The organism is Companilactobacillus sp. y65-5 (assembly GCF_057541095.1).
This window is the reverse complement of record NZ_BAAJOA010000001.1, coordinates 393,673-412,725: the sequence shown is the minus strand read 5'-3', so window position 1 is coordinate 412,725 and position 19,053 is coordinate 393,673. Positions and strand designations below refer to the sequence as shown.

Sequence of the window (19,053 nt, the reverse complement as noted above, 5' to 3'; positions counted from 1 at the left end):
AATTTCTGTAAATCTTCATAATAGTAACTAACTAACTTTTGTAAGGTGAATAGATATGGATTTGTATTTTGTCAGACATGGAAAAACGGAATGGAACTTAGAGGGAAAGTATCAAGGTGGTCACGGTGATTCGCCGTTGCTACCAGAAAGTATGCACGATATCAGTCGACTCGCTGAGAGACTTGAGGATGTGAGAATCGATCAGGCATACACTAGTCCTTTGCCACGTGCGAAGACTACCGCAGAAACGTTATTAAAAGATATGAACCGCAATATTCCACTGACCGTGGTTGACGATCTGCGTGAATTTGATTTAGGAATCATGGAAGGTCAGAAGTTTGTAAAACTTGAAAAAGAAATGCCTGATGTCATCCATGCATTTAGATTCGACCCAAGTGCTTATGATTATGAACGCATCAAAGGTGAATCATTTGGGCAAGTCGCTAAGCGAACGAACGCGGCTGTTCAAACGATCGTTGATGATAACCCTAGTGACAGCACAGCGTTGATCGTTAGTCATGGAGCTGCGTTGGTCACTTGTATACAATCATTGTTGGGTGTGAAAGTTGAAGATATCCGCAAACACGGCGGTCTATCTAATACTAGTTTGACCCATCTTCAGTATGTTGATGGTAAGTATCAGTTGATCAAGTGGAATGAAACGACTTATTTAGACAAAAAACTTTCGAGTACAGATACTATTTGAGGTATTAAATGGATAAAAAACAAATCGAACATGAAATTAAGCAACTAGTCGAAGATTTGAGCGTCGATAGCAAACAATTGGATAAAATTCTCAAATTGTCGGCTTATTTGGTGGAAGTCAATGATCTGGAACAGGCAGAAGAATTGTTGATTCGTTCACTGACTAATTTTCCGGATAATCAAGATTTACTCTATAATTTAGGGAATATTTATTTCTTGGCTGCAAAATATGATAAAGCTAGTGGTATTTTTCAAAAACTCATCAAAATTAATTATGGGTTCGAAGCCTATTTTATGCTGGCAAAAACGCTCAATGAGCAGGGAAATAAGCAAATGGCAATCGTCTATGCTTTGACAGCCACTGAAAAGAATCCAAAAGATTTAGCCAGTATTGAATTGATGGCGGATCTATTATTGTCGAATGGTAATTTTGCTGAAGCAAAAGTATACTACGAAAAGGCAATCAGCATAGAGCCACGTGCAAAGTTTTATTTTAATATGGCACTCTGTGCAATGAATTTGAATCTTGAATATCAAAAATATCTGGATAAATCTAAGCAGTTGGATGAAAAGTATTATTTAGCAAACGAGAAGAAATTGTCAAATTTACAACAATTTTTGAAAAAAACAGGTGAGAAAAATGGCAGAAAGTGAAAAAGATTACTTTATTGGCACTGTCAAAGCTATTTTTTTTGAGAATCCAGATAACCTATTTAAAATCTTCACAATTAAGATAAAAAAGACTAATACTGATTGGGACGACAAAGATATTGTCGTAACTGGTAGTTTTGGTGATATCTCGGAAGAAGAAGAATATAAGTTCGAAGGAAGGATGGTAGATCATCCTAAATATGGAAAACAATTTCAAGCTGAAACATATCAACACAGCCGTCCCAACGGCCGTAAAGAGCTCATTAATTTCTTCTCAAGTGATGAATTTCCTGGGATCGGTAAGAAAAAGGCCGAAAAGATTGTTGATGAATTAGGAACTGATGCGATCGATAAGATCTTGCAAGATCCTAATGCACTCGATTTTTTAAAACTCGGTGAAGAAAAGACTAAGTTAATTGTTGAACAAATTTCTAAGAATCATCAAACGGAACAAGTTTTGTATCAATTAAATGGTTTTGGCTTTGGTAATATATTAGGCGCTCGGATTTATCAAAAATACGGCGCTAACACTCTAGAAATCATCAATGAAGATCCTTATCGATTAGTAACAGAGGTCAAAGGGATCGGATTCAAGCGGGCGGATGAATTAGCTAAGAGACTAGGCATCCCTGAAGATGATCCACGTCGAATCAAAGGGGCTTTAGTTCAATTTGTCACGGTATTGATCCAGAATAGTGGAGATACATACGTCTCCAAAAAAGAATTGTTGATGCGTGCGATCGGTGTCTTGCAATCAGGCAACAAAAATGGTGCTGAACTAGGTGAAAAAATAGCTGACTGTTTGCGAGATTTGGTTAACGATGGTGTGTTATTGGTAGAGGATGACCGTGTGTATGACAAAAACTATTTCGATGCTGAATGGTCCATCTCACAGTCGTTGAAGATGATAACTGATACTTTTCAGACTGTGACGTGGAAGGATAAAGAATTCCATAAAGAGCTTAAACATGTTGAAAAAGGATTCAAGGTCAAATACGATCCCTCACAAGAAGAGGCTATCAAACAATCACTGACGCACTCAGTCTTCCTGCTAACTGGTGGTCCCGGAACTGGTAAAACCACGATTATTAATGGAATCGTTGCGATGTATGCCAAATTAAACGGAGCAACTTTGGATCCGGCATCTGAAGATTATGCGATTGCATTGGCTGCTCCAACAGGTCGTGCTGCTAAGCATATGGGTGAATCCACTGGACTTCCAGCAATGACGATACATCGTTTGTTAGGGTTGACCGGTACTGAGGATGATGAGTATGCAGAGCCGACTTTAGACTGTAAACTATTAATTATTGATGAGATGTCAATGGTAGATACAAAGTTGTTTCGAACCTTGATCACAGCCGTTCAACCGGGTACACAAGTAGTTTTAGTGGGTGATAAAGATCAATTGCCGTCAGTCGGACCGGGACAAATATTCTCTGATTTGATCAACACTGGAGTATTTCCAACTACGATTTTGAAAGATATTCATCGGCAAGATGAAGATTCCACGATCATTCAATTAGCTCATGATATCAACGAGGGTATCGTTAATGATGATGTGTTCCAGAACAAGGCCGATCGCAGCTATATCAACAGTAATAGCCGCAATGTTCCTGAAGTTTTGTCACAGATCATAACTAAGTCGGGAGAACGTGGCTTCGATATTGCTGACGTGCAAGTATTGGCTCCAATGTATCGTGGTATTGCTGGAATCGATAATTTAAACAAAACGATTCAAGATGTAGTTAATCCAATGGCACCTAAACGAAAAGAAGTGTCGATGGGGAATGTTCACTATCGGATCAAGGATAAGGTCGTGTATTTAGTAAATACCCCTGAGGATAACGTCTTCAACGGTGAAATCGGGAAAATTGTTGGGATATTGTCTGCCAAAGAAAACACTGATCACGTGGATAGATTGATTATTGATTTCGATGGAAATGAGGTCACGTTAGATCGTAAGGATTGGACCAATATTGCACTAGCATATTGCACATCAATTCACAAAGCGCAAGGTTCAGAATTTGAGATGGTAATCTTGCCACTAGTAAATGAAGAATCACGCATGTTGCGGCGCAACTTGTTGTATACTGCGATAACACGTTCTAAAAAACTCTTGATAATGGTTGGTGATCGTTCTGCGTTTGAGCGTTCCATTACCGATCAGTCCTCCGAACGTAATACTACTTTGAAGGCTAGAATTTATGAAACATTCCAGGTGAAAAATACTGGTACAGCAGACGGAGAAGCTAAAGTTGAAACAACTGAATCAGATGAACCGATCAACTACGTTTTGACATTGGATATGGTCATGAATAGTTCAATCGATCCAATGATCGGTATGCAAGGTGTCACACCGTTTGATTTTATGATAAAACAATAAAAGCCTTGGACAAAAGTCCAGGGCTTATTTTAGTGGAATCCAAAAATTATGTTGCTCAACTGAAAAATCAATATCAAAATTGTGTTGTCCTAATTCTTCTCCGTCCATTTGACCATGTTCGGGAGCAAAACTAGTCAGATGATATGACGAACATTGAGTATACCAGACATTTTTATCCTTTAAGTGTGAGCCGTTAGTAAATAATTTAACAAACAATTTAACGAAGGTCATGCCAGATATTTTATTAACAATGACTAAATCCAATTTTTTATCAAAAGGTGTAGCCAATGGGTCAATCGCGACACCACCACCGAAATAGGGATGATTGGTGGCAGAAACGATATAGGCCTCATCAAAGTGTTTTGCATCACCGTTGACTTTGACATCTAGCGGGAATGAATCTTGATTTTTAATTACGGTGACTAGGCTTGAGACATATGCTAATGTTCCCATTTTCATTTGATTGAGTAAGTCTTTACGTTTAGAGTGATTAGTCTCATAAACTGTAAAGGCGTCCAGACCAATACCGATATTATTGACAAAATATTTAGTCGTATTATTAAATTCTGCTCTCCCAACATCTATGACGGAAGGTTCATTCATGGCTAAGATTCTTTGTATCAAAATAACTGGATCTTGCCGAGGAATCTTGATGCCCCGACTAAAATCATTGCCAGATCCACCGGGGACGTAGCCGATAGGTGTATCTGGATGATTTGACTGCTTAACACCGTTCAACGATTGATTCAGTGTTCCATCACCGCCTAAAACAACGATCTTCTCGTGTTCTGATAAGTTATCAGCTATTCCTCTTGCAATCCTAACACCATCGCCATTTTTTTGTGTTACATGGAGATGATAATTGATTTTAGATTTTTCTAAAAAAGCTTGGATTTTTTTCCAAGTTCTCATTGATTGACCGTTTCCGGCACGTTCATTCAAAATTATTTCTAATTTACTAACTTTTGACATAAAATATTTCCCCTCAAAAAAACAACTATGTTTCTATTTAATCACATAAATCATAGTTTTGAAAATTGAGAAAATAAAAAAAGTAGACTGACAGTCTACTTTTTGAGTTTTAAATTGAAGTTGAAATTAACATTGGCAAGATAACAGGGTTTCTAGCTGTACGTTTGTACAAGAACTCTTGTAATCCTTCAATAATAATTCGTTTTAATAATGCTTCAGTAACTTTGGTTTCTTCATCGTCAAAAGCATTTTTTATCAAATGGAAAACACGTTTTTGAGCTTGATTGATCAATTCTCCAGATTCACGCATATAAACAAATCCTCTGGAAAGAATATCAGGTCCAGCCAAAACAATATGTTTTTGATAATCGATAGTTGCTACAACCACGACCATTCCTTCTTCTGAAAGAACTTGACGATCGTGAATAACTACATTACCGATATCACCGACGCCCTTACCGTCAACATAAACATCACCAGCAGGGAAGTGACCAGCAACTCTAGCCGAATCATTGGTCAAAGCTAGAACATCACCATTCTCAAGTAGGAATGAATGATCCATTGGAACATCACATAATTCAGCGAGTTCAGTATGAATCTTCAACATTCTATACTCACCGTGAATTGGCATGAAGAATTTAGGTTTCATTAAGCGAAGCATTAATTCTTGTTCTGTTTGACCACCGTGTCCAGAAGCATGGATGTTGTTGACCTTACCATGAATAACTTCTGCACCAGCCTCTGAGAGTTGGTTGATCAAGTGGTTAACACTAATAGTGTTACCGGGAATTGGGTTACTTGAGAAGATGACCGTATCACCGGGTTGAATACTGATCTGACGGTGAGTACCGTTAGCAATTCTACTTAGGGCAGCTAATGGTTCACCTTGTGAACCAGTACATAAGATCAAGGTCTCATTAGCTGGAGTACGATTTAGTTCGTGTGGATCGATGATCATTTCATCAGGAATATTTAAATAGCCTAATTCACGACCATTTGCGATTGCTTGTTCCATACTTCGACCGAAGACAGCGATTTTTCTACCCTGTTGCATAGCTGCATCGACAGCTTGCGAAACACGATAGATATTCGAAGCGAAGGTAGCGAAGATGATTCGTCCTTGGATGGTTTCGAATATTTGATGGATAGTCAATCCAACTGAACGTTCTGACTTAGAAAATGTTGGTATTTCAGCATTTGTACTGTCAGATAGTAAGCAAAGGACTCCTTCTTGTCCAAGTTGAGCCATACGTTGTAAGTTTGGAGCAGGTAAGCCAGCAACAGGTGTTAAATCAAACTTGAAATCTCCGGTCTCAACAATAATACCTTGTGGTGTATGAACTGCGACACCAAGTGTATCGGGGATCGAGTGGGTAGTTCTGAAAAATGAAACGCTTAGTTTAGGGAACTTAACAACAGTGTCCTCACTGATAACGTTCATCTTGGTAGATTTAAGTAGACCATGTTCTTCCAACTTACCATTGATCAATGCACAAGCTAATGGACCGGCATAAACTGGAATGTTTGGAAGTTGTTGCAGTAGGTAAGGGATACCACCAATGTGATCTTCGTGACCATGGGTGATAAACAAACCTTTGATCTTGTCTTGATTCTCAACTAGGTAGCTGTAATCGGAGATTACATAGTCGATACCTAGGAGCTCATCTTCTGGAAATTTGATACCAGCATCAATGACAACTAGCTCATCTTGATACTGGACACCATACATATTTTTACCGATTTCACCAAGGCCCCCGATGGCAAAAACGGAAACTTCATTATTCTTAATTTTTACGGTCATTAACTAAAACTCCGTTAACTTGTAATCGGGACTTTGTTGCTCATATTCAAGGTGTTTTTCATCTAGTTCTTGAATAAGTTCAATGTGGTAGTCCGTATTATTTTCGACTGCTTGGCGCACGTCTATACTTGAGTCAGCGTCAATATAGATTGATTTTGTAGATTCACGACGGGGGTTATCTAATTCACTTTCTTGATATAAAACTTTATAAATCACTTATAATTTCTCCTTTATTATGTCTACATATAGGTAGCCATTTTTACTTTGAAAACAACGAAACAAATACGTCTCATTGTCGAATTTTCCAGTCCATTTGGTTGAAATATCAACAGTTAGCATAATTTTAACATACATGTAGGTCTAAGTATATTGATAAGAATGCAATTATGAGAGTACGACAGTGCTTGGATCAAGGTCGAATGGAGCGGTCTTGTCGATCTTGTCATAATACAAATGGCCGTTCAAATGATCGATCTCATGTTGACAAACAATAGCTGGATAATCACGAACGCGAAGTGTTTGTTGGTTACCATCGAAGTCATCGTATGTAATCGTAATACGATCAGCACGAGGAACGAATCCGGGAACGTCCTTATCAACTGAGAGGCAACCTTCACCTTCAGATAATGCGGCATTTTGAACGGAGTTCCTTATAATAACAGGATTGATCAAGGTGATCTTTAGTAGTGGCTTTTCAGGGTCTTCTTCGTTTGGAACTAACACTGAAGCCATCATCTTTGAGACACCGACTTGCGGAGCAGCTAGACCAACACCGGCACGTAACTGATGTTTTTCAGCAAATTTTTCGTCTTGACTGTTAACTAAGTATTCCATCATGTCATGAGCAAGTTGCTTGTCTTCATCGCTCATTGGGAATTTTACATCTTGTGCTACTTTTCTTAAAACGGGATCGCCGTCACGGACGATATCTTTCATTAAATACATATTTTCCTCCAAATTATATAGATGTGTTTATTAGATTAATTAATACAAGTACTTACATTATAAATTAATTTCCAGAAAATTTTGAGTAAATCTAAGAAAAACTTTTTATGCGTCGCTTTATTTTGATTATGAGCCAAATTCTATGTGAAATTTTAATTTTTTTTATGAATAAAAAAGTGCTGAAAAGCCGCGTCATTGTTAACTTTTTCACATACAAATAGTTATGAAATTTTATTAAATTCATGCTAGAATTTAATCCGTGATGTTAGCGCTATCAAAATTAACTCATTAGGAGGATTCGTTTTATGAAGCTTATTGATTATGGTGTAAGGGACGACGAAAAGAAGTATATCGAAGACTGGTCAAAAGAGAATGATACTGAAGTAAAGATTGTTCAAGATTTATTAACACCAGAAACAGTAGAACTTGCAAAAGGATTCGATGGAATTGTTGCTTATCAACAATTGCCTTATGATCCTGCTATTTTTGACAAAATGAACGAGTATGGAATCCACGTCATCTCTCTAAGAAATGTTGGAGTTGATAATATTCCATTTGATGCGTTGAAGAAAAACGACATTAAATTGACCAATGTCCCAAGTTACTCACCTGAAGCTATTGCTGAATACTCAGTTACTGGGTTAATGGCACTATTAAGAAATCTAAAACATATGATTCGCAAGGTAGACGGTTATAACTTCGAATGGGCACCAGATATTGGCCGTGAGTTGAATCAATTGACGGTAGGTGTTGCTGGTACAGGTCGGATCGGACGTGCGGCAATCAAGATCTATGAAGGATTTGGAGCTAAGGTCATTGCCTTTGACAAGTATCGTAACGAAGAGTTGGACAAGCGTGGGATGTATGTCGACACGCTCGATGAGCTATTGAAACAATCAGACGTTGTTACATTACATCTTCCAAGTTTAGGCAAGGGTAATACGGTCATAAATGCCGGTACTATCGCTCAAATGAAGGATGACGCCATCGTAGTTAATACTGGACGTGGGGATCTGATCAATACACAAGACCTCTATGATGCAGTAGCTAACGGTAAGCTATACGGTGCTGTGCTTGATGTATACGAGAATGAAGTCGGTGTATTTAATTCTGATAGATCAGATCAAGAATTAGAAGATAAACTACTTGAAAAGTTAATTAAAAGTCCAAGGGTCATTCTTACGCCTCACATTGCCTTCTATACCACTAAGGCGGTTAAGAACATGGCAACCATCTCATTGAATTCCATGGTTGATGAATTGACAACTGGAACTTCAAATAACGAAATTGATTTAGGAAAATAGTTAAAATTTTCACAAATTTATTGAAAATTTTTTTTCGTGAAAACGGCTTTAGTCCCTTGTTTTTTGATACATCAATGGTAAACTAAATTTATGTGAAAGCCCTTACAGATTCACAAGGGTTAGTTTCTTTATGAAAGGACTGTGGAGAATGGCAAACGAACCAATTGTTGATTTTGAAGCAATTAAAACTGATTTAACAAACGTACCAAAGCCAGTTCAGATTTTGAATGAAAGTGCTGAGATCGTAGATCAAGCTGAATTCGATTCATTTTCTGATGATGACTTAGTAGAATTTATGAAAAAGATGGTTTGGGAGCGTGCATTGCACGACCAAACTATGAATTTCTCACGTCAAGGACGTATGGGATTCTACGCACCTACTGAAGGTGAGGAAGCATCTGAGATGGGAACAGTATTAGCAATGAAGGAACAAGATTACTTGTTACCTGCATACCGTGACCTCCCACAATTAATCCAACACGGAGCTACTGTTACTGAGGCATATCTATGGTCAAGAGGACATGTAATAGGCAATAAGTTCAAGGCACGTGCATTGATGCCACAAATTATCATTGGTGCTGCATATAATGAAGCTGCCGGTGTTGCTATGGGTATCAAGAAGAACAAAGAAGAAGATGCTATTGCATTTACTTATACTGGTGATGGTGGTACTTCTCAAGGTGATAGTTATGAAGGTATGAACTTCGCTGGAGCATTCCAAGTTCCTGCATTGTTCATCGTTCAAAATAACGGATTTGCTATCTCAACACCTCGTGTTAAACAAACTGCTGCTCCAACACTAGCTCAAAAAGCTGTTGCTGCAGGTATTCCATCTGTCCAAGTTGATGGTATGGATGTTTTAGCTTGCTATAAAGTTGCTAAAGCTGCTCGTGATTACATCGTAGCTGGAAATGGACCTGTAATGATTGAAACACTTACATATCGTTATGGTGCTCACTCAAGTGCCGGTGATGATCCTAAGCGTTACAGAACAAAAGAAGAAACACAACCTTGGTTTGACAAGGACCCACTTATTCGTTTAAGAAAAGTTCTTGAAGAAAAAGGATTATGGTCAGAAGAACAAGAAGATAAATTAGTTGAAGAATACAAAGCATCATTTAAGGAAGCCATTAAGGAAGCCGATGCAGTACCAACTGATACCGTTTCAGATATGTTGAAACGTACGTTTGAAATTCCAACTCCGGAAATAAAACGAGAAATTGAAAAATTTGAAGCAAAGGAGTCGAAGTAAAGATGGCAAAAAAAACCTATATTCAAGCAATCACTGATGCACTAGACATTGTCTTAGAAGATGATCCAAAGACATTGATCTTCGGTGAAGATGTTGGTAAAAATGGTGGTGTATTTAGAACTACACAAGGCCTTCAAGAAAAATACGGTGAAGATCGTGTCTTCGATACTCCATTAGCTGAATCTGGTATCTTGGGATTAGCAACAGGTTTAGGTCTAACTGGCTGGCGTCCAATTCCTGAAATTCAATTCATGGGATTCACGTTTGAAGCAGTTGACCAAATCGTAGGACAACAAGCAAGAATGCGTTTCCGTTTTGATGGATTAAAGACATCTCCTGTAACTATCCGTACACCTTATGGTGGTGGTACACATACAGCTGAAATGCACGCTGATAACCTAGAAAACTACTTTACAAGTACTCCAGGTCTTCGTGTTGTAATGCCAAGTAACCCATATGATGCTAAAGGACTATTGATTTCATCAGTTGAAAACAATGACCCAGTTCTATTTATGGAGAACTTGAAATTATATCGTTCAATGAAAGACGATATTCCTGATGGCAAGTATACAGTTCCATTGGACAAAGCTAATATTGTCCGTGAAGGTAATGATATTACTATCGTTGCATACGGTGCTGAAGTTAATGAAGCAAAGAAAGTTGCTGAAAAACTTGCTGACAATAACATCTCAGTTGAAGTTATTGATTTAAGAACAGTTTCACCAATCGATACAGATACAATTTTCAAGTCAATTGAAAAGACTCATAAAGTTGTTATCGTTCAAGAAGCACAAAAGATTGCAGGCGTTGGAGCACAAGTTGCTTCAGAGATTGCTGAGCATGCAGTACTTTCGCTTGATGCACCAATTGGTAGAGTGGCTGCTCCAGACAGTGTTTACCCATTTGCACAAGGTGAAGATTATTGGATTCCAGGCGCAGATGAGATTGAAGAAAAAGTAAACGAAATTCTTAATTATTAATGTTTTATAGATAGAAAGGAAGGAAACCAGCCATGGCTTACAAATTTAAACTACCAGAATTAGGCGAAGGAATGGCCGAAGGTGAAATTGCTAGCTGGCTTGTCAAAGAAGGGGATACAGTCAAGGAAGATGATTCTCTTGTTGAAATCCAAAATGACAAATCAGTTGAGGAATTGCCTTCACCAGTTTCAGGTACTGTAAAGAAAATTGTTGCCCAAGAGGGTGACACAGTAGAAATTGGAGCTACATTAATCGTCATTGATGATGGTTCTCCAGACACAGGAGACGACGATGAAGCACCAGCACCAGCAGAGGACAAGAAAGAAGAAGCTCCAGCAGCATCTTCAGACTCAGCTAAGCCAGCAGCAGCCGCAGCACCTGCAGCTGAAGCAACTGGTTCAGCAAACAAAAACTACTTAGCAATGCCATCAGTTCGTCAATATGCAAGAGATCAAAATATTGACTTGTCAGCGGTAACACCAAGTGGTAAACATGGTCAAATCACCAAAGCTGATGTTGACTCATTCAAGGCAGGAGCACCTGCAGCAGCTGCAACACCAGCCGCCGCCGCAGCTCCAGCAGAAAAGGCAGCTGGCGCAGCTGTTAAACCATATAAGTCAGATGAACCAGAACTTGAAACACGTGAAAAGATGAGTATGACTAGAAAAGCAATTGCTAAGGCAATGCGTAGTAGTAAAGACATCGCTCCACACGTTACAAGTTTTGATGATGTTGAAGTTTCAGCATTGATGGCTAACCGTAAGAAGTACAAGGCTGTTGCTGCTGATAGAGATATCAAATTAACATTCTTGCCATACATCGTTAAGGCCCTAGTTGCCGTAATGAAGGAATATCCTGAATTCAATGCATCAATTGATAATACAACTGATGAGATTGTTTACAAGCACTATTACAATGTAGGTATTGCTACAAATACAGAACATGGTTTGTATGTACCAAACATTAAAAACGCTGATTCTAAAGGTATGTTTGAAATTGCCAAGGAAATCACAGAAAATTCACAAGCTGCATATGACAATAAGCTAAATGCTAAGTCAATGTCAGGTGGTTCTATCACTATTAGTAACGTTGGATCAATCGGTGGCGGCTGGTTTACACCAGTTATCAACCAACCCGAAGTTGCTATCTTAGGTGTTGGTAAGATTGCTAACGAACCATACGTTGATGATGATGGCAACATCGCTGTTGGTAAGATGTTGAAACTTTCATTAACATACGATCACAGATTGATCGATGGTGCTTTAGCACAAAACGCATTGAATCTACTAAAGAAATTGTTGCATGAACCAGATATGTTACTAATGGAGGGCTAGTTATGGCTGAGAATGTTGTTGAAAAAGATACTGTTATCATTGGTTCCGGCCCTGGTGGCTATGTAGCCGCTATTAGAGCTGCCGAATTAGGACAATCAGTTACAGTTATTGAAAAAGAAGAAACAGTTGGTGGAGTTTGTCTAAACGTTGGATGTGTTCCTTCAAAGGCACTTATCACTGCTGGACATAGATTGCAACAAGCCAAAGACTCATCAACTTATGGTATTACTACAAGTGATGCAGTTATTGACTTCAAGAAGACACAAGCTTGGAAAGACGAAAAAGTTGTTGCTCGTATGACAAGTGGTGTTAACATGTTGCTTAAAAAACATCAAGTTGAATTGATCAATGGTGAAGCATACTTGGATAATGACACTCAACTACGTGTTATGCCAAGTGGCCCACGTCAATTCATGGATAATGGTGGCGGACAAACTATCAAATTTAAGAATTTGATCTTAGCTACTGGTAGTCGTCCAATTGAAATTCGTGGATTCAAGTTTGGTGAACGTGTTATCGATTCAACTGGTGGTTTAAATCTTCCTGAAGTACCAAAGGAATTTGTAATCATCGGTGGTGGATACGTAGGTACTGAATTAGCTGGCGCATACGCTGACTTAGGTTCACACGTAACTATCCTTGAAGGTTCACCACAAATTATCCCTAACTTTGAAAAAGACATGGTCTCAATTGTTAAGAAGAACCTTGAAAAGAAGGGTGTAACAATTGTTACTAACGCCATGGCTAAAGACAGTACAGAAACTGATGATGGTGTCAAAGTTACATATGAAATTGATGGTAAACCAACAACAATTGAAGCAGATTACTGTATGGTAACTGTTGGACGTCGTCCAAATACCGATAACTTTGGTCTAGAAATGACAAGTGTTAAAACAACAGATCGCGGCTTAGTTGAAGTTGACAAACAAGGTCGTACATCAGTTGATAACATTTGGGCAATTGGTGATATTGTTGCCGGACCTGCATTAGCTCATAAGGCATTCTTTGAAGCTAAGACAGTTGCTGGTGCAATCTCAGGCAAGAACACAGAAAATGATTACATTAGTGTTCCAGCTGTTTGTTTCACAGACCCAGAGTTGGCTACAGTTGGTATTACACAAACAGAAGCTAAGGATCAAGGTATTGATGTTACTGTTGCTAAGTTCCCATTTGCCGGTAACGCTCGTGCTGTAAGTTTGGACGCTGCTGAAGGATTTGTAAAATTGATCGCGGATAAAGAATCAGGTACATTACTAGGTGGACAAATCGTCGGACCTGGTGCCAGTGACTTGATCGCTGAATTGAGTGTTGCTGTAAATTGTCAATTGAATGCTGAAGACATCGCATTGACGATTCACCCACATCCAACATTAGGCGAACCAATTCAAGAAGCTGCAGATATCTTGATTGGATATCCTACACATATTTAATGTTTATAATACTTAAGCGATGCAAATGCATCGCTTTTTTTGTTATATTAATTAATGAGGAAGTCAGAAACATTCTTTGATTATTCAACGAAAAAATATTATTATTCATAATGGATGTGTGATTGCCATGATTTTGATACTTTGGTGACACTTAAATGGGAACAAAGGGGAAATACTAATGCAAGAAAATTACAGCTATCCATTGAATAGCGATTGGGATCAGGATGAAATTGTCAAAGTCATTGCACTTTACAATGCGGTTGAAATGGCTTATGAAAGTGGAGTCAAACGAGAAGATTTCTTACAAAAGTATCGAACTTTTCAACAAGTAGTACCTATGAAAATGGAACAAAAACAGTTAGACAAGGATTTTGAATTTGAATCAGGCTATTCTATCTATCAAGTATTCAAAAAGGCTCGAGAGACTCAGAATAATAGGAAAGTCAGGATCTATGATGGAAATAACAACTAAGGGAATAGATGAATTTGTTGTCGATGTTTTAAAGGAAGTTGGACGCAGCTTAGTTATTGACACTACAAAAAATAAATTGGTCGATACGAAGAAGAATCGTAATGATCTAGTTACCAATTTTGATAAATCAACCGAAAAATTTATTGTTTCAATGATAAAGGAAGCTTATCCAGAGGCTACCATCGTCAGTGAGGAAGGATATGGCGATGTTGTCGAGACAATGGATGGTTTGGTCTTCTTCGTTGATCCGATCGATGGTACGATGAATTTTGTTAAGCGTGGGGATGATTTCGCATCTATGATCGGAGTTTATCTCGATGGCAAGCCATATATTGGTGGAATCATCGACGTTATGAGAAACAAAATATTCCATGGTGGTCCCAACTATGGAATTTATTGTGACGACCAAAAAATAGAAGCACCGGAAAATAAGTCATTGCGTAATGGTTTGATCGATATAAGTGCGCCGATGGCCTTAAATAATTATTTAAATGTTCAAGAAGTAATAAAAAACAGTAGTGGTCTACGTATTTATGGTAGCGCTGGAATAATTTTTGAACATTTATTATTAGGTAAAGAAGTTATGTATATGTCATATTTGGCACCGTGGGATTTAGCTGCAGGCCGCGTGTTGTGTGAAGGAGCAGGTTTGAGAGTTGCAAGTGTTGACGATAACCCTGTAAATATGTTAAAATCACAAGTCGTAGTAGCTGGCACAAAGAACGTTGTTTCTGAAGTGCTTAAGACGGTTAAAAATTGTGACTGAACTGTGAATTACAATCACAGTTTTTTTATTGCAAGTGAAGATTATTGTCGTTTATGGAAGGAAGAAATACTTTGACTGAAAAAAGAAGAGAAGATATTAGAAATATTGCCATTATTGCCCACGTTGACCACGGTAAGACTACTTTAGTTAATGAAATGCTAAAACAATCAGATACATTAGATGAGCACTATCAAATCCAAGATCGTGCCATGGATACTAATGCAATCGAAAAGGAACGTGGAATCACAATCCTCTCAAAGAACACTGCTGTTGATTATAAAGGTAAGAAAATCAATATTTTGGATACACCAGGACACGCGGACTTCGGTGGTGAAGTTGAGCGTATCATGAAGATGGTTGACGGTGTTCTACTTGTTGTTGATGCTTATGAAGGAACAATGCCTCAAACACGTTTTGTTTTGAAGAAGGCTTTGGAACAACACCTTACACCAATCGTTGTTATCAACAAGATTGATAGACCAGGAGCTCGTCCTGAAGAAGTTGTTGATGAAGTTCTTGAATTGTTCATCGAATTAGGTGCTGACGATTCACAACTTGATTTCCCAGTTGTATATGCATCTGCTATCAACGGTACATCAAGTTATGAATCAGATCCTGCTGACCAAGAACATACTATGAATCCATTGTTTGACACTATCCTTAAGACAATTCCTGCTCCTATCGATAATTCAGACGAACCTCTACAATTCCAAGTTGCTTTACTAGACTACAACGATTACGTTGGTCGTATTGGTATTGGACGTGTATTCCGTGGAACTATCAAGATCGGTGATAACGTTACTGTTATGAAGTTAGATGGATCGACTAAGAATTTCCGTGTTACTAAGATCTTTGGTTTCTTAGGACTAGATCGTGTTGAAGTTAATGAAGCCAAGGCTGGAGATTTGATCGCCGTTTCAGGTATGGAAGATATTTATGTTGGTGAAACAGTTACACCAGTTGATCATCAAGAAGCATTACCATTGCTACGTATTGACGAACCAACACTACAAATGATGTTCCTACAAAACAACTCACCATTTGCTGGTCGCGAAGGTACAGAAGTTACTGCTAGAAAGATCGAAGAACGTCTTAGAAAACAATTGCATACAGACGTTTCACTAAAAGTCGAAGATACTGACCAAGCTGGTGCTTGGATGGTTTCAGGACGTGGTGAGCTTCACTTATCTATCTTAGTTGAAGAAATGAGACGTGAAGGCTTCGAATTACAACTATCTCGTCCAGAAGTTATTTACAAGATTGTTGATGGCGTAAACAGCGAACCATACGAAGAAGTAACTATTGATACACCTGATCAATATGTAGGTTCAGTTATTGATTCAATTTCACAAAGAAAAGGTGACATGAAGAACATGGAAAGTACTGGAAATGGTCAAACACGTTTGATCTTCTCAGCACCTTCACGTGGATTGATCGGATACTCTACAGAATTCCTATCAATGACTGGTGGTTATGGTATCATGAACCACACTTACGAAGAATATAAACCAGTTGTTAAGAACTGGGAACCAGGTAGAAGAACTGGTGCTTTGGTTTCAATCAACCAAGGTCCTTCAACTACTTATAGTTTGCAATCAGTTGAAGATCGTGGACAATTATTCATCGGTGCCGGTGTTGAAGTATATGAAGGTATGGTTGTTGGTGAGAGTAATCGTGATCAAGATATCGCCGTTACTGTTACAAAGGGTAAGAACCTTACAAATACCCGTGCTTCTGGTAAAGACCACGCTGCCGCAATCAAGACTCCTAAGGAAATGTCACTAGAACAATCAATCGAATTCTTAAATGAAGACGAACTTTGTGAGGTAACACCTGAGAGCGTAAGATTACGTAAGAAGATTCTTAACACAAATGAGCGTAAGAAGTATGACAAGCAAAGAAAGATGTCTAAGAAAGCTTAATAGGCACTTTATAGATGAAAGAGTTGCTGACCTGTGTGGGTCGGTAACTCTTTTTTTGCGTTATTCCTTTTTTACATCTGCATTTTCATCAGTGGTATAATCTTAGTATTAGATTTTTAGGAGTAAAAATGTGAAAAAATTAAGGAAGATAGATTTATGGATTTTGATTCCATATATTATCCTTCTAGGTATTGGTATCGTTATGGTGTACTCTGCCAGCTTTTACAACGCTATGTCCATTGGCGGTAGCCCGATTCAATACTTAGTTAAACAGGGAATTTTCGCGGTTGCGGGATTGTTCTTTTGCTTTCTATTTTACATGTTGAAGGAACGAGTCCTAAAAAGCACCGTGGTACTGGCTTTTATTATGGTTATTCTTGTGATCTTACCATTGATCTTATTGATGATAATGGGTAAAAAAATTAACGGAGCATCAGCGTGGATCCCAATCGGTCCTTTTCATTATCAACCACTGGAAATGGCTAAGTTGGCGTTGATATTGTACTTGTCATTAGTGCTGACCAACAAGGAGTCTAAGCTATTAGCCAGACAATCGCTAAAAACTGTCTGGAAAGAGATTCAGGCTCCTATTTTGATAATTGCGTTAGTGATTGCATTAGTCTTGATTCAACCTGATTTTGGTGGTGCAGTTATTTTAGGTACAATTACGATAATATTAGTATCTTCATCGTCAATACCCGGTAGATTTATTGCATCATTTGATACACTGTTGATCACGGGGATCGTATTGGCAGTCACGTACATAGAAAAATTCCAGCCGGCATTCATCGTTCAAAGGTATCAGTACAAACGTTATTTGGCGATGCTGCATCCATTTAAATTGGAACAAACAGTTGGTAATCAATTAGTTAATTCATTTTATGCAATTAGTAATGGTGGGCTATTTGGAGTTGGTCTTGGTAATAGTATTCAAAAACGTGGATATTTGCCAGAACCACATACTGATTTTATTTTAGCAATCATTAGTGAAGAATTAGGTTTAGTCGGTGATGTAGTGATCCTAGGCTTGTTAGGGATCATTATCTTTAGGATGATTTCTTTAGGATTAAGGAGTCAACGAACTTATAATTCATTGATCTATTATGGAGTCGCGACTATGTTGATGACGCAAATCGCTTTTAATGTCGGAGGATTGTTAGGTTTGATTCCGCTGACTGGTGTTACCTTACCATTCATTAGTTATGGTGGATCTAGTTTATTGGTCCTATCCGCAGCATTAGGGATCGTGATGAATTTAGAAGCAACTGAGATTTTTAATAAAGAAAAACAAAGGTGATTTTATGTATAAAAAAGTTGAGCGTCAGGCGATGTATGTCTGGGTTTACTCAATGAAATGGAAAAAGAAACTTCAACGTTTTGGAACGATTCATTATGTTTCACCAAAGATGAAGTATATTTTGATCTATGTGAATTCCAGCCGTGCAGCTGAAATAAAAAAAGAATTGATCTCCAAAAATTACGTTAAACGAGTAACCATGGCACATCGTAAAGAATTAGACGAACATTTTGTATTAAAAAGCGATACCGATAAAAGAGATAATTCAGAGGAGTAGTTATTAGATGAAAGTAGTATCTGGAAAATTTGGTGGTTTAAATTTAAAACCAGTTCCCGGGAATAACACAAGACCTACATCAGCCAAGGTTAAGGAAGCAGTTTTTAGTATGATTTCACCGTATATGCAATATGGAAACGCATTGGACTTATTTGCTGGAACAGGTAGTTTAGGTATCGAATCAGTGTCACGCGGCTATGAACAAGCTTATTTGGTAGATAAGGCCTACAAGGCGATTAATACTATCAAAGAAAATGTTGAAAAAACACACGGAGAAGATCAATTCGTGATCATCAAGTCAGCGGCTACGGAAGCACTGAAGAAATTTGCCGACGAGGAAATTAAATTTGATTTAGTTTTCTTAGATCCTCCTTATCGAATGAAAATCACTGAACAGATCATCAAGGATATGGTCGATTATGATCTATTAGAGAATGATGCCATCATTGTTGATGAAACCGACTATGACGTTGATCTGAGTGATTTAGATAAGGTGAGTTTGATCAGAGAAAAGAATTATAAAGATACTAAAGTGGCGCTGTATCAATTTGGAGGATAA

The 19,053-nt window shown here is 38.1% G+C and carries 18 protein-coding genes; 14 read left to right on the top strand and 4 right to left on the bottom strand.

Annotated features, from left to right (window positions below):
- The first annotated feature begins 55 nt into the window (after window positions 1–55).
- Genes AC27FM_RS02100 through recD2 form a run of 3 tightly spaced genes read left to right on the top strand, consistent with a single transcriptional unit; the run spans window position 56 to window position 3,742 of the window.
- Window positions 56–706, top strand: a complete 651-nt coding sequence (locus tag AC27FM_RS02100) for a histidine phosphatase family protein (RefSeq protein ID WP_487085673.1) — start codon at window positions 56–58, stop codon at window positions 704–706.
- Window positions 707–714: 8 nt separating this feature from the next.
- Window positions 715–1,359 (top strand): tetratricopeptide repeat protein, encoded by a 645-nt coding sequence (locus AC27FM_RS02095; protein WP_487085672.1) that lies wholly within the window; start codon window positions 715–717, stop codon window positions 1,357–1,359.
- Window positions 1,346–3,742 (top strand): SF1B family DNA helicase RecD2, encoded by a 2,397-nt coding sequence (gene recD2, locus AC27FM_RS02090; protein WP_487085671.1) that lies wholly within the window; start codon window positions 1,346–1,348, stop codon window positions 3,740–3,742. Before AC27FM_RS02095 ends, recD2 begins: the two co-directional genes overlap by 14 nt.
- A 24-nt stretch (window positions 3,743–3,766) precedes the next feature.
- Here the strand turns inward: recD2 and AC27FM_RS02085 are convergent, their stop codons facing one another.
- The 4 genes from AC27FM_RS02085 to def all read right to left on the bottom strand — a co-directional run bounded on the left by AC27FM_RS02085 (window position 3,767) and on the right by def (window position 7,460).
- Window positions 3,767–4,714, bottom strand: a complete 948-nt coding sequence (locus AC27FM_RS02085) for a diacylglycerol/lipid kinase family protein (RefSeq protein ID WP_487085670.1) — start codon at window positions 4,712–4,714, stop codon at window positions 3,767–3,769.
- A 109-nt stretch (window positions 4,715–4,823) separates the two neighbouring features.
- Window positions 4,824–6,515: a ribonuclease J1 gene (gene rnjA / locus AC27FM_RS02080; protein WP_487085669.1), complete on the bottom strand. Its 1,692-nt coding sequence runs from the start codon at window positions 6,513–6,515 to the stop codon at window positions 4,824–4,826.
- Between the two features lie 3 nt (window positions 6,516–6,518).
- Window positions 6,519–6,731 carry a DNA-directed RNA polymerase subunit epsilon gene (locus AC27FM_RS02075; protein WP_487085668.1) on the bottom strand — a complete coding sequence of 71 codons (213 nt, stop codon included), beginning with the start codon at window positions 6,729–6,731 and terminating at the stop codon, window positions 6,519–6,521.
- Between the two features lie 168 nt (window positions 6,732–6,899).
- On the bottom strand, window positions 6,900–7,460 hold the full coding sequence (def, locus tag AC27FM_RS02070) for a peptide deformylase (protein WP_487085667.1): 561 nt from the start codon (window positions 7,458–7,460) through the stop codon (window positions 6,900–6,902).
- A 305-nt stretch (window positions 7,461–7,765) separates the two neighbouring features.
- Here def and AC27FM_RS02065 point away from each other — a divergent pair, with 305 nt between their 5' ends.
- The 11 genes from AC27FM_RS02065 to rsmD all read left to right on the top strand — a co-directional run bounded on the left by AC27FM_RS02065 (window position 7,766) and on the right by rsmD (window position 19,053).
- A complete protein-coding gene (locus tag AC27FM_RS02065) occupies window positions 7,766–8,764 on the top strand; it encodes a D-2-hydroxyacid dehydrogenase (RefSeq protein ID WP_487085666.1) in 999 nt (332 codons plus the stop codon).
- Window positions 8,765–8,912: 148 nt separating this feature from the next.
- Window positions 8,913–10,016 (top strand): pyruvate dehydrogenase (acetyl-transferring) E1 component subunit alpha, encoded by a 1,104-nt coding sequence (pdhA, locus tag AC27FM_RS02060; protein ID WP_487085665.1) that lies wholly within the window; start codon window positions 8,913–8,915, stop codon window positions 10,014–10,016.
- Window positions 10,017–10,018: 2 nt separating this feature from the next.
- Window positions 10,019–10,996 carry an alpha-ketoacid dehydrogenase subunit beta gene (locus tag AC27FM_RS02055; RefSeq protein ID WP_487085664.1) on the top strand — a complete coding sequence of 326 codons (978 nt, stop codon included), beginning with the start codon at window positions 10,019–10,021 and terminating at the stop codon, window positions 10,994–10,996.
- 32 nt (window positions 10,997–11,028) lie between these two features.
- Entirely contained in the window at window positions 11,029–12,330 is a 1,302-nt protein-coding gene (locus AC27FM_RS02050; RefSeq protein ID WP_487085663.1) for a 2-oxo acid dehydrogenase subunit E2, read from the top strand.
- 2 nt (window positions 12,331–12,332) lie between these two features.
- Window positions 12,333–13,760, top strand: a complete 1,428-nt coding sequence (gene lpdA / locus AC27FM_RS02045) for a dihydrolipoyl dehydrogenase (RefSeq protein ID WP_487085662.1) — start codon at window positions 12,333–12,335, stop codon at window positions 13,758–13,760.
- Between the two features lie 178 nt (window positions 13,761–13,938).
- Complete coding sequence (locus AC27FM_RS02040) at window positions 13,939–14,232, top strand: UPF0223 family protein (RefSeq protein ID WP_487085661.1); 294 nt, start codon at window positions 13,939–13,941, stop codon at window positions 14,230–14,232.
- Complete coding sequence (locus AC27FM_RS02035; RefSeq protein WP_487085660.1) at window positions 14,213–14,998, top strand: inositol monophosphatase family protein; 786 nt, start codon at window positions 14,213–14,215, stop codon at window positions 14,996–14,998. The genes AC27FM_RS02040 and AC27FM_RS02035 overlap by 20 nt, the downstream gene beginning before the upstream one ends.
- A gap of 71 nt (window positions 14,999–15,069) precedes the next feature.
- The gene (gene typA, locus AC27FM_RS02030; RefSeq protein WP_487085659.1) at window positions 15,070–16,920 is read left to right on the top strand and encodes a translational GTPase TypA; all 1,851 of its coding nucleotides are present in this window, start codon (window positions 15,070–15,072) and stop codon (window positions 16,918–16,920) included.
- A gap of 130 nt (window positions 16,921–17,050) precedes the next feature.
- Window positions 17,051–18,217 (top strand): FtsW/RodA/SpoVE family cell cycle protein, encoded by a 1,167-nt coding sequence (locus AC27FM_RS02025; RefSeq protein WP_487085658.1) that lies wholly within the window; start codon window positions 17,051–17,053, stop codon window positions 18,215–18,217.
- A 4-nt stretch (window positions 18,218–18,221) separates the two neighbouring features.
- Window positions 18,222–18,494, top strand: a complete 273-nt coding sequence (locus AC27FM_RS02020; protein ID WP_487085657.1) for a YlbG family protein — start codon at window positions 18,222–18,224, stop codon at window positions 18,492–18,494.
- Window positions 18,495–18,501: 7 nt separating this feature from the next.
- Window positions 18,502–19,053 carry a 16S rRNA (guanine(966)-N(2))-methyltransferase RsmD gene (rsmD, locus tag AC27FM_RS02015; RefSeq protein ID WP_487085656.1) on the top strand — a complete coding sequence of 184 codons (552 nt, stop codon included), beginning with the start codon at window positions 18,502–18,504 and terminating at the stop codon, window positions 19,051–19,053.

Coding starts and splice junctions, on each gene's coding strand:
- AC27FM_RS02095 (WP_487085672.1), top strand. CDS start 715: ATGGATAAAAAACAAATCGAACATGAAATTAAGCAACTAGTCGAAGAT.
- recD2 (WP_487085671.1), top strand. CDS start 1,346: ATGGCAGAAAGTGAAAAAGATTACTTTATTGGCACTGTCAAAGCTATT.
- def (WP_487085667.1), bottom strand. CDS start 7,460: ATGTATTTAATGAAAGATATCGTCCGTGACGGCGATCCCGTTTTAAGA.
- AC27FM_RS02050 (WP_487085663.1), top strand. CDS start 11,029: ATGGCTTACAAATTTAAACTACCAGAATTAGGCGAAGGAATGGCCGAA.
- lpdA (WP_487085662.1), top strand. CDS start 12,333: ATGGCTGAGAATGTTGTTGAAAAAGATACTGTTATCATTGGTTCCGGC.
- rsmD (WP_487085656.1), top strand. CDS start 18,502: ATGAAAGTAGTATCTGGAAAATTTGGTGGTTTAAATTTAAAACCAGTT.
- AC27FM_RS02055 (WP_487085664.1), top strand. CDS start 10,019: ATGGCAAAAAAAACCTATATTCAAGCAATCACTGATGCACTAGACATT.
- pdhA (WP_487085665.1), top strand. CDS start 8,913: ATGGCAAACGAACCAATTGTTGATTTTGAAGCAATTAAAACTGATTTA.
- rnjA (WP_487085669.1), bottom strand. CDS start 6,515: ATGACCGTAAAAATTAAGAATAATGAAGTTTCCGTTTTTGCCATCGGG.
- AC27FM_RS02040 (WP_487085661.1), top strand. CDS start 13,939: ATGCAAGAAAATTACAGCTATCCATTGAATAGCGATTGGGATCAGGAT.
- AC27FM_RS02020 (WP_487085657.1), top strand. CDS start 18,222: ATGTATAAAAAAGTTGAGCGTCAGGCGATGTATGTCTGGGTTTACTCA.
- AC27FM_RS02035 (WP_487085660.1), top strand. CDS start 14,213: ATGATGGAAATAACAACTAAGGGAATAGATGAATTTGTTGTCGATGTT.
- AC27FM_RS02065 (WP_487085666.1), top strand. CDS start 7,766: ATGAAGCTTATTGATTATGGTGTAAGGGACGACGAAAAGAAGTATATC.
- AC27FM_RS02100 (WP_487085673.1), top strand. CDS start 56: ATGGATTTGTATTTTGTCAGACATGGAAAAACGGAATGGAACTTAGAG.
- AC27FM_RS02085 (WP_487085670.1), bottom strand. CDS start 4,714: ATGTCAAAAGTTAGTAAATTAGAAATAATTTTGAATGAACGTGCCGGA.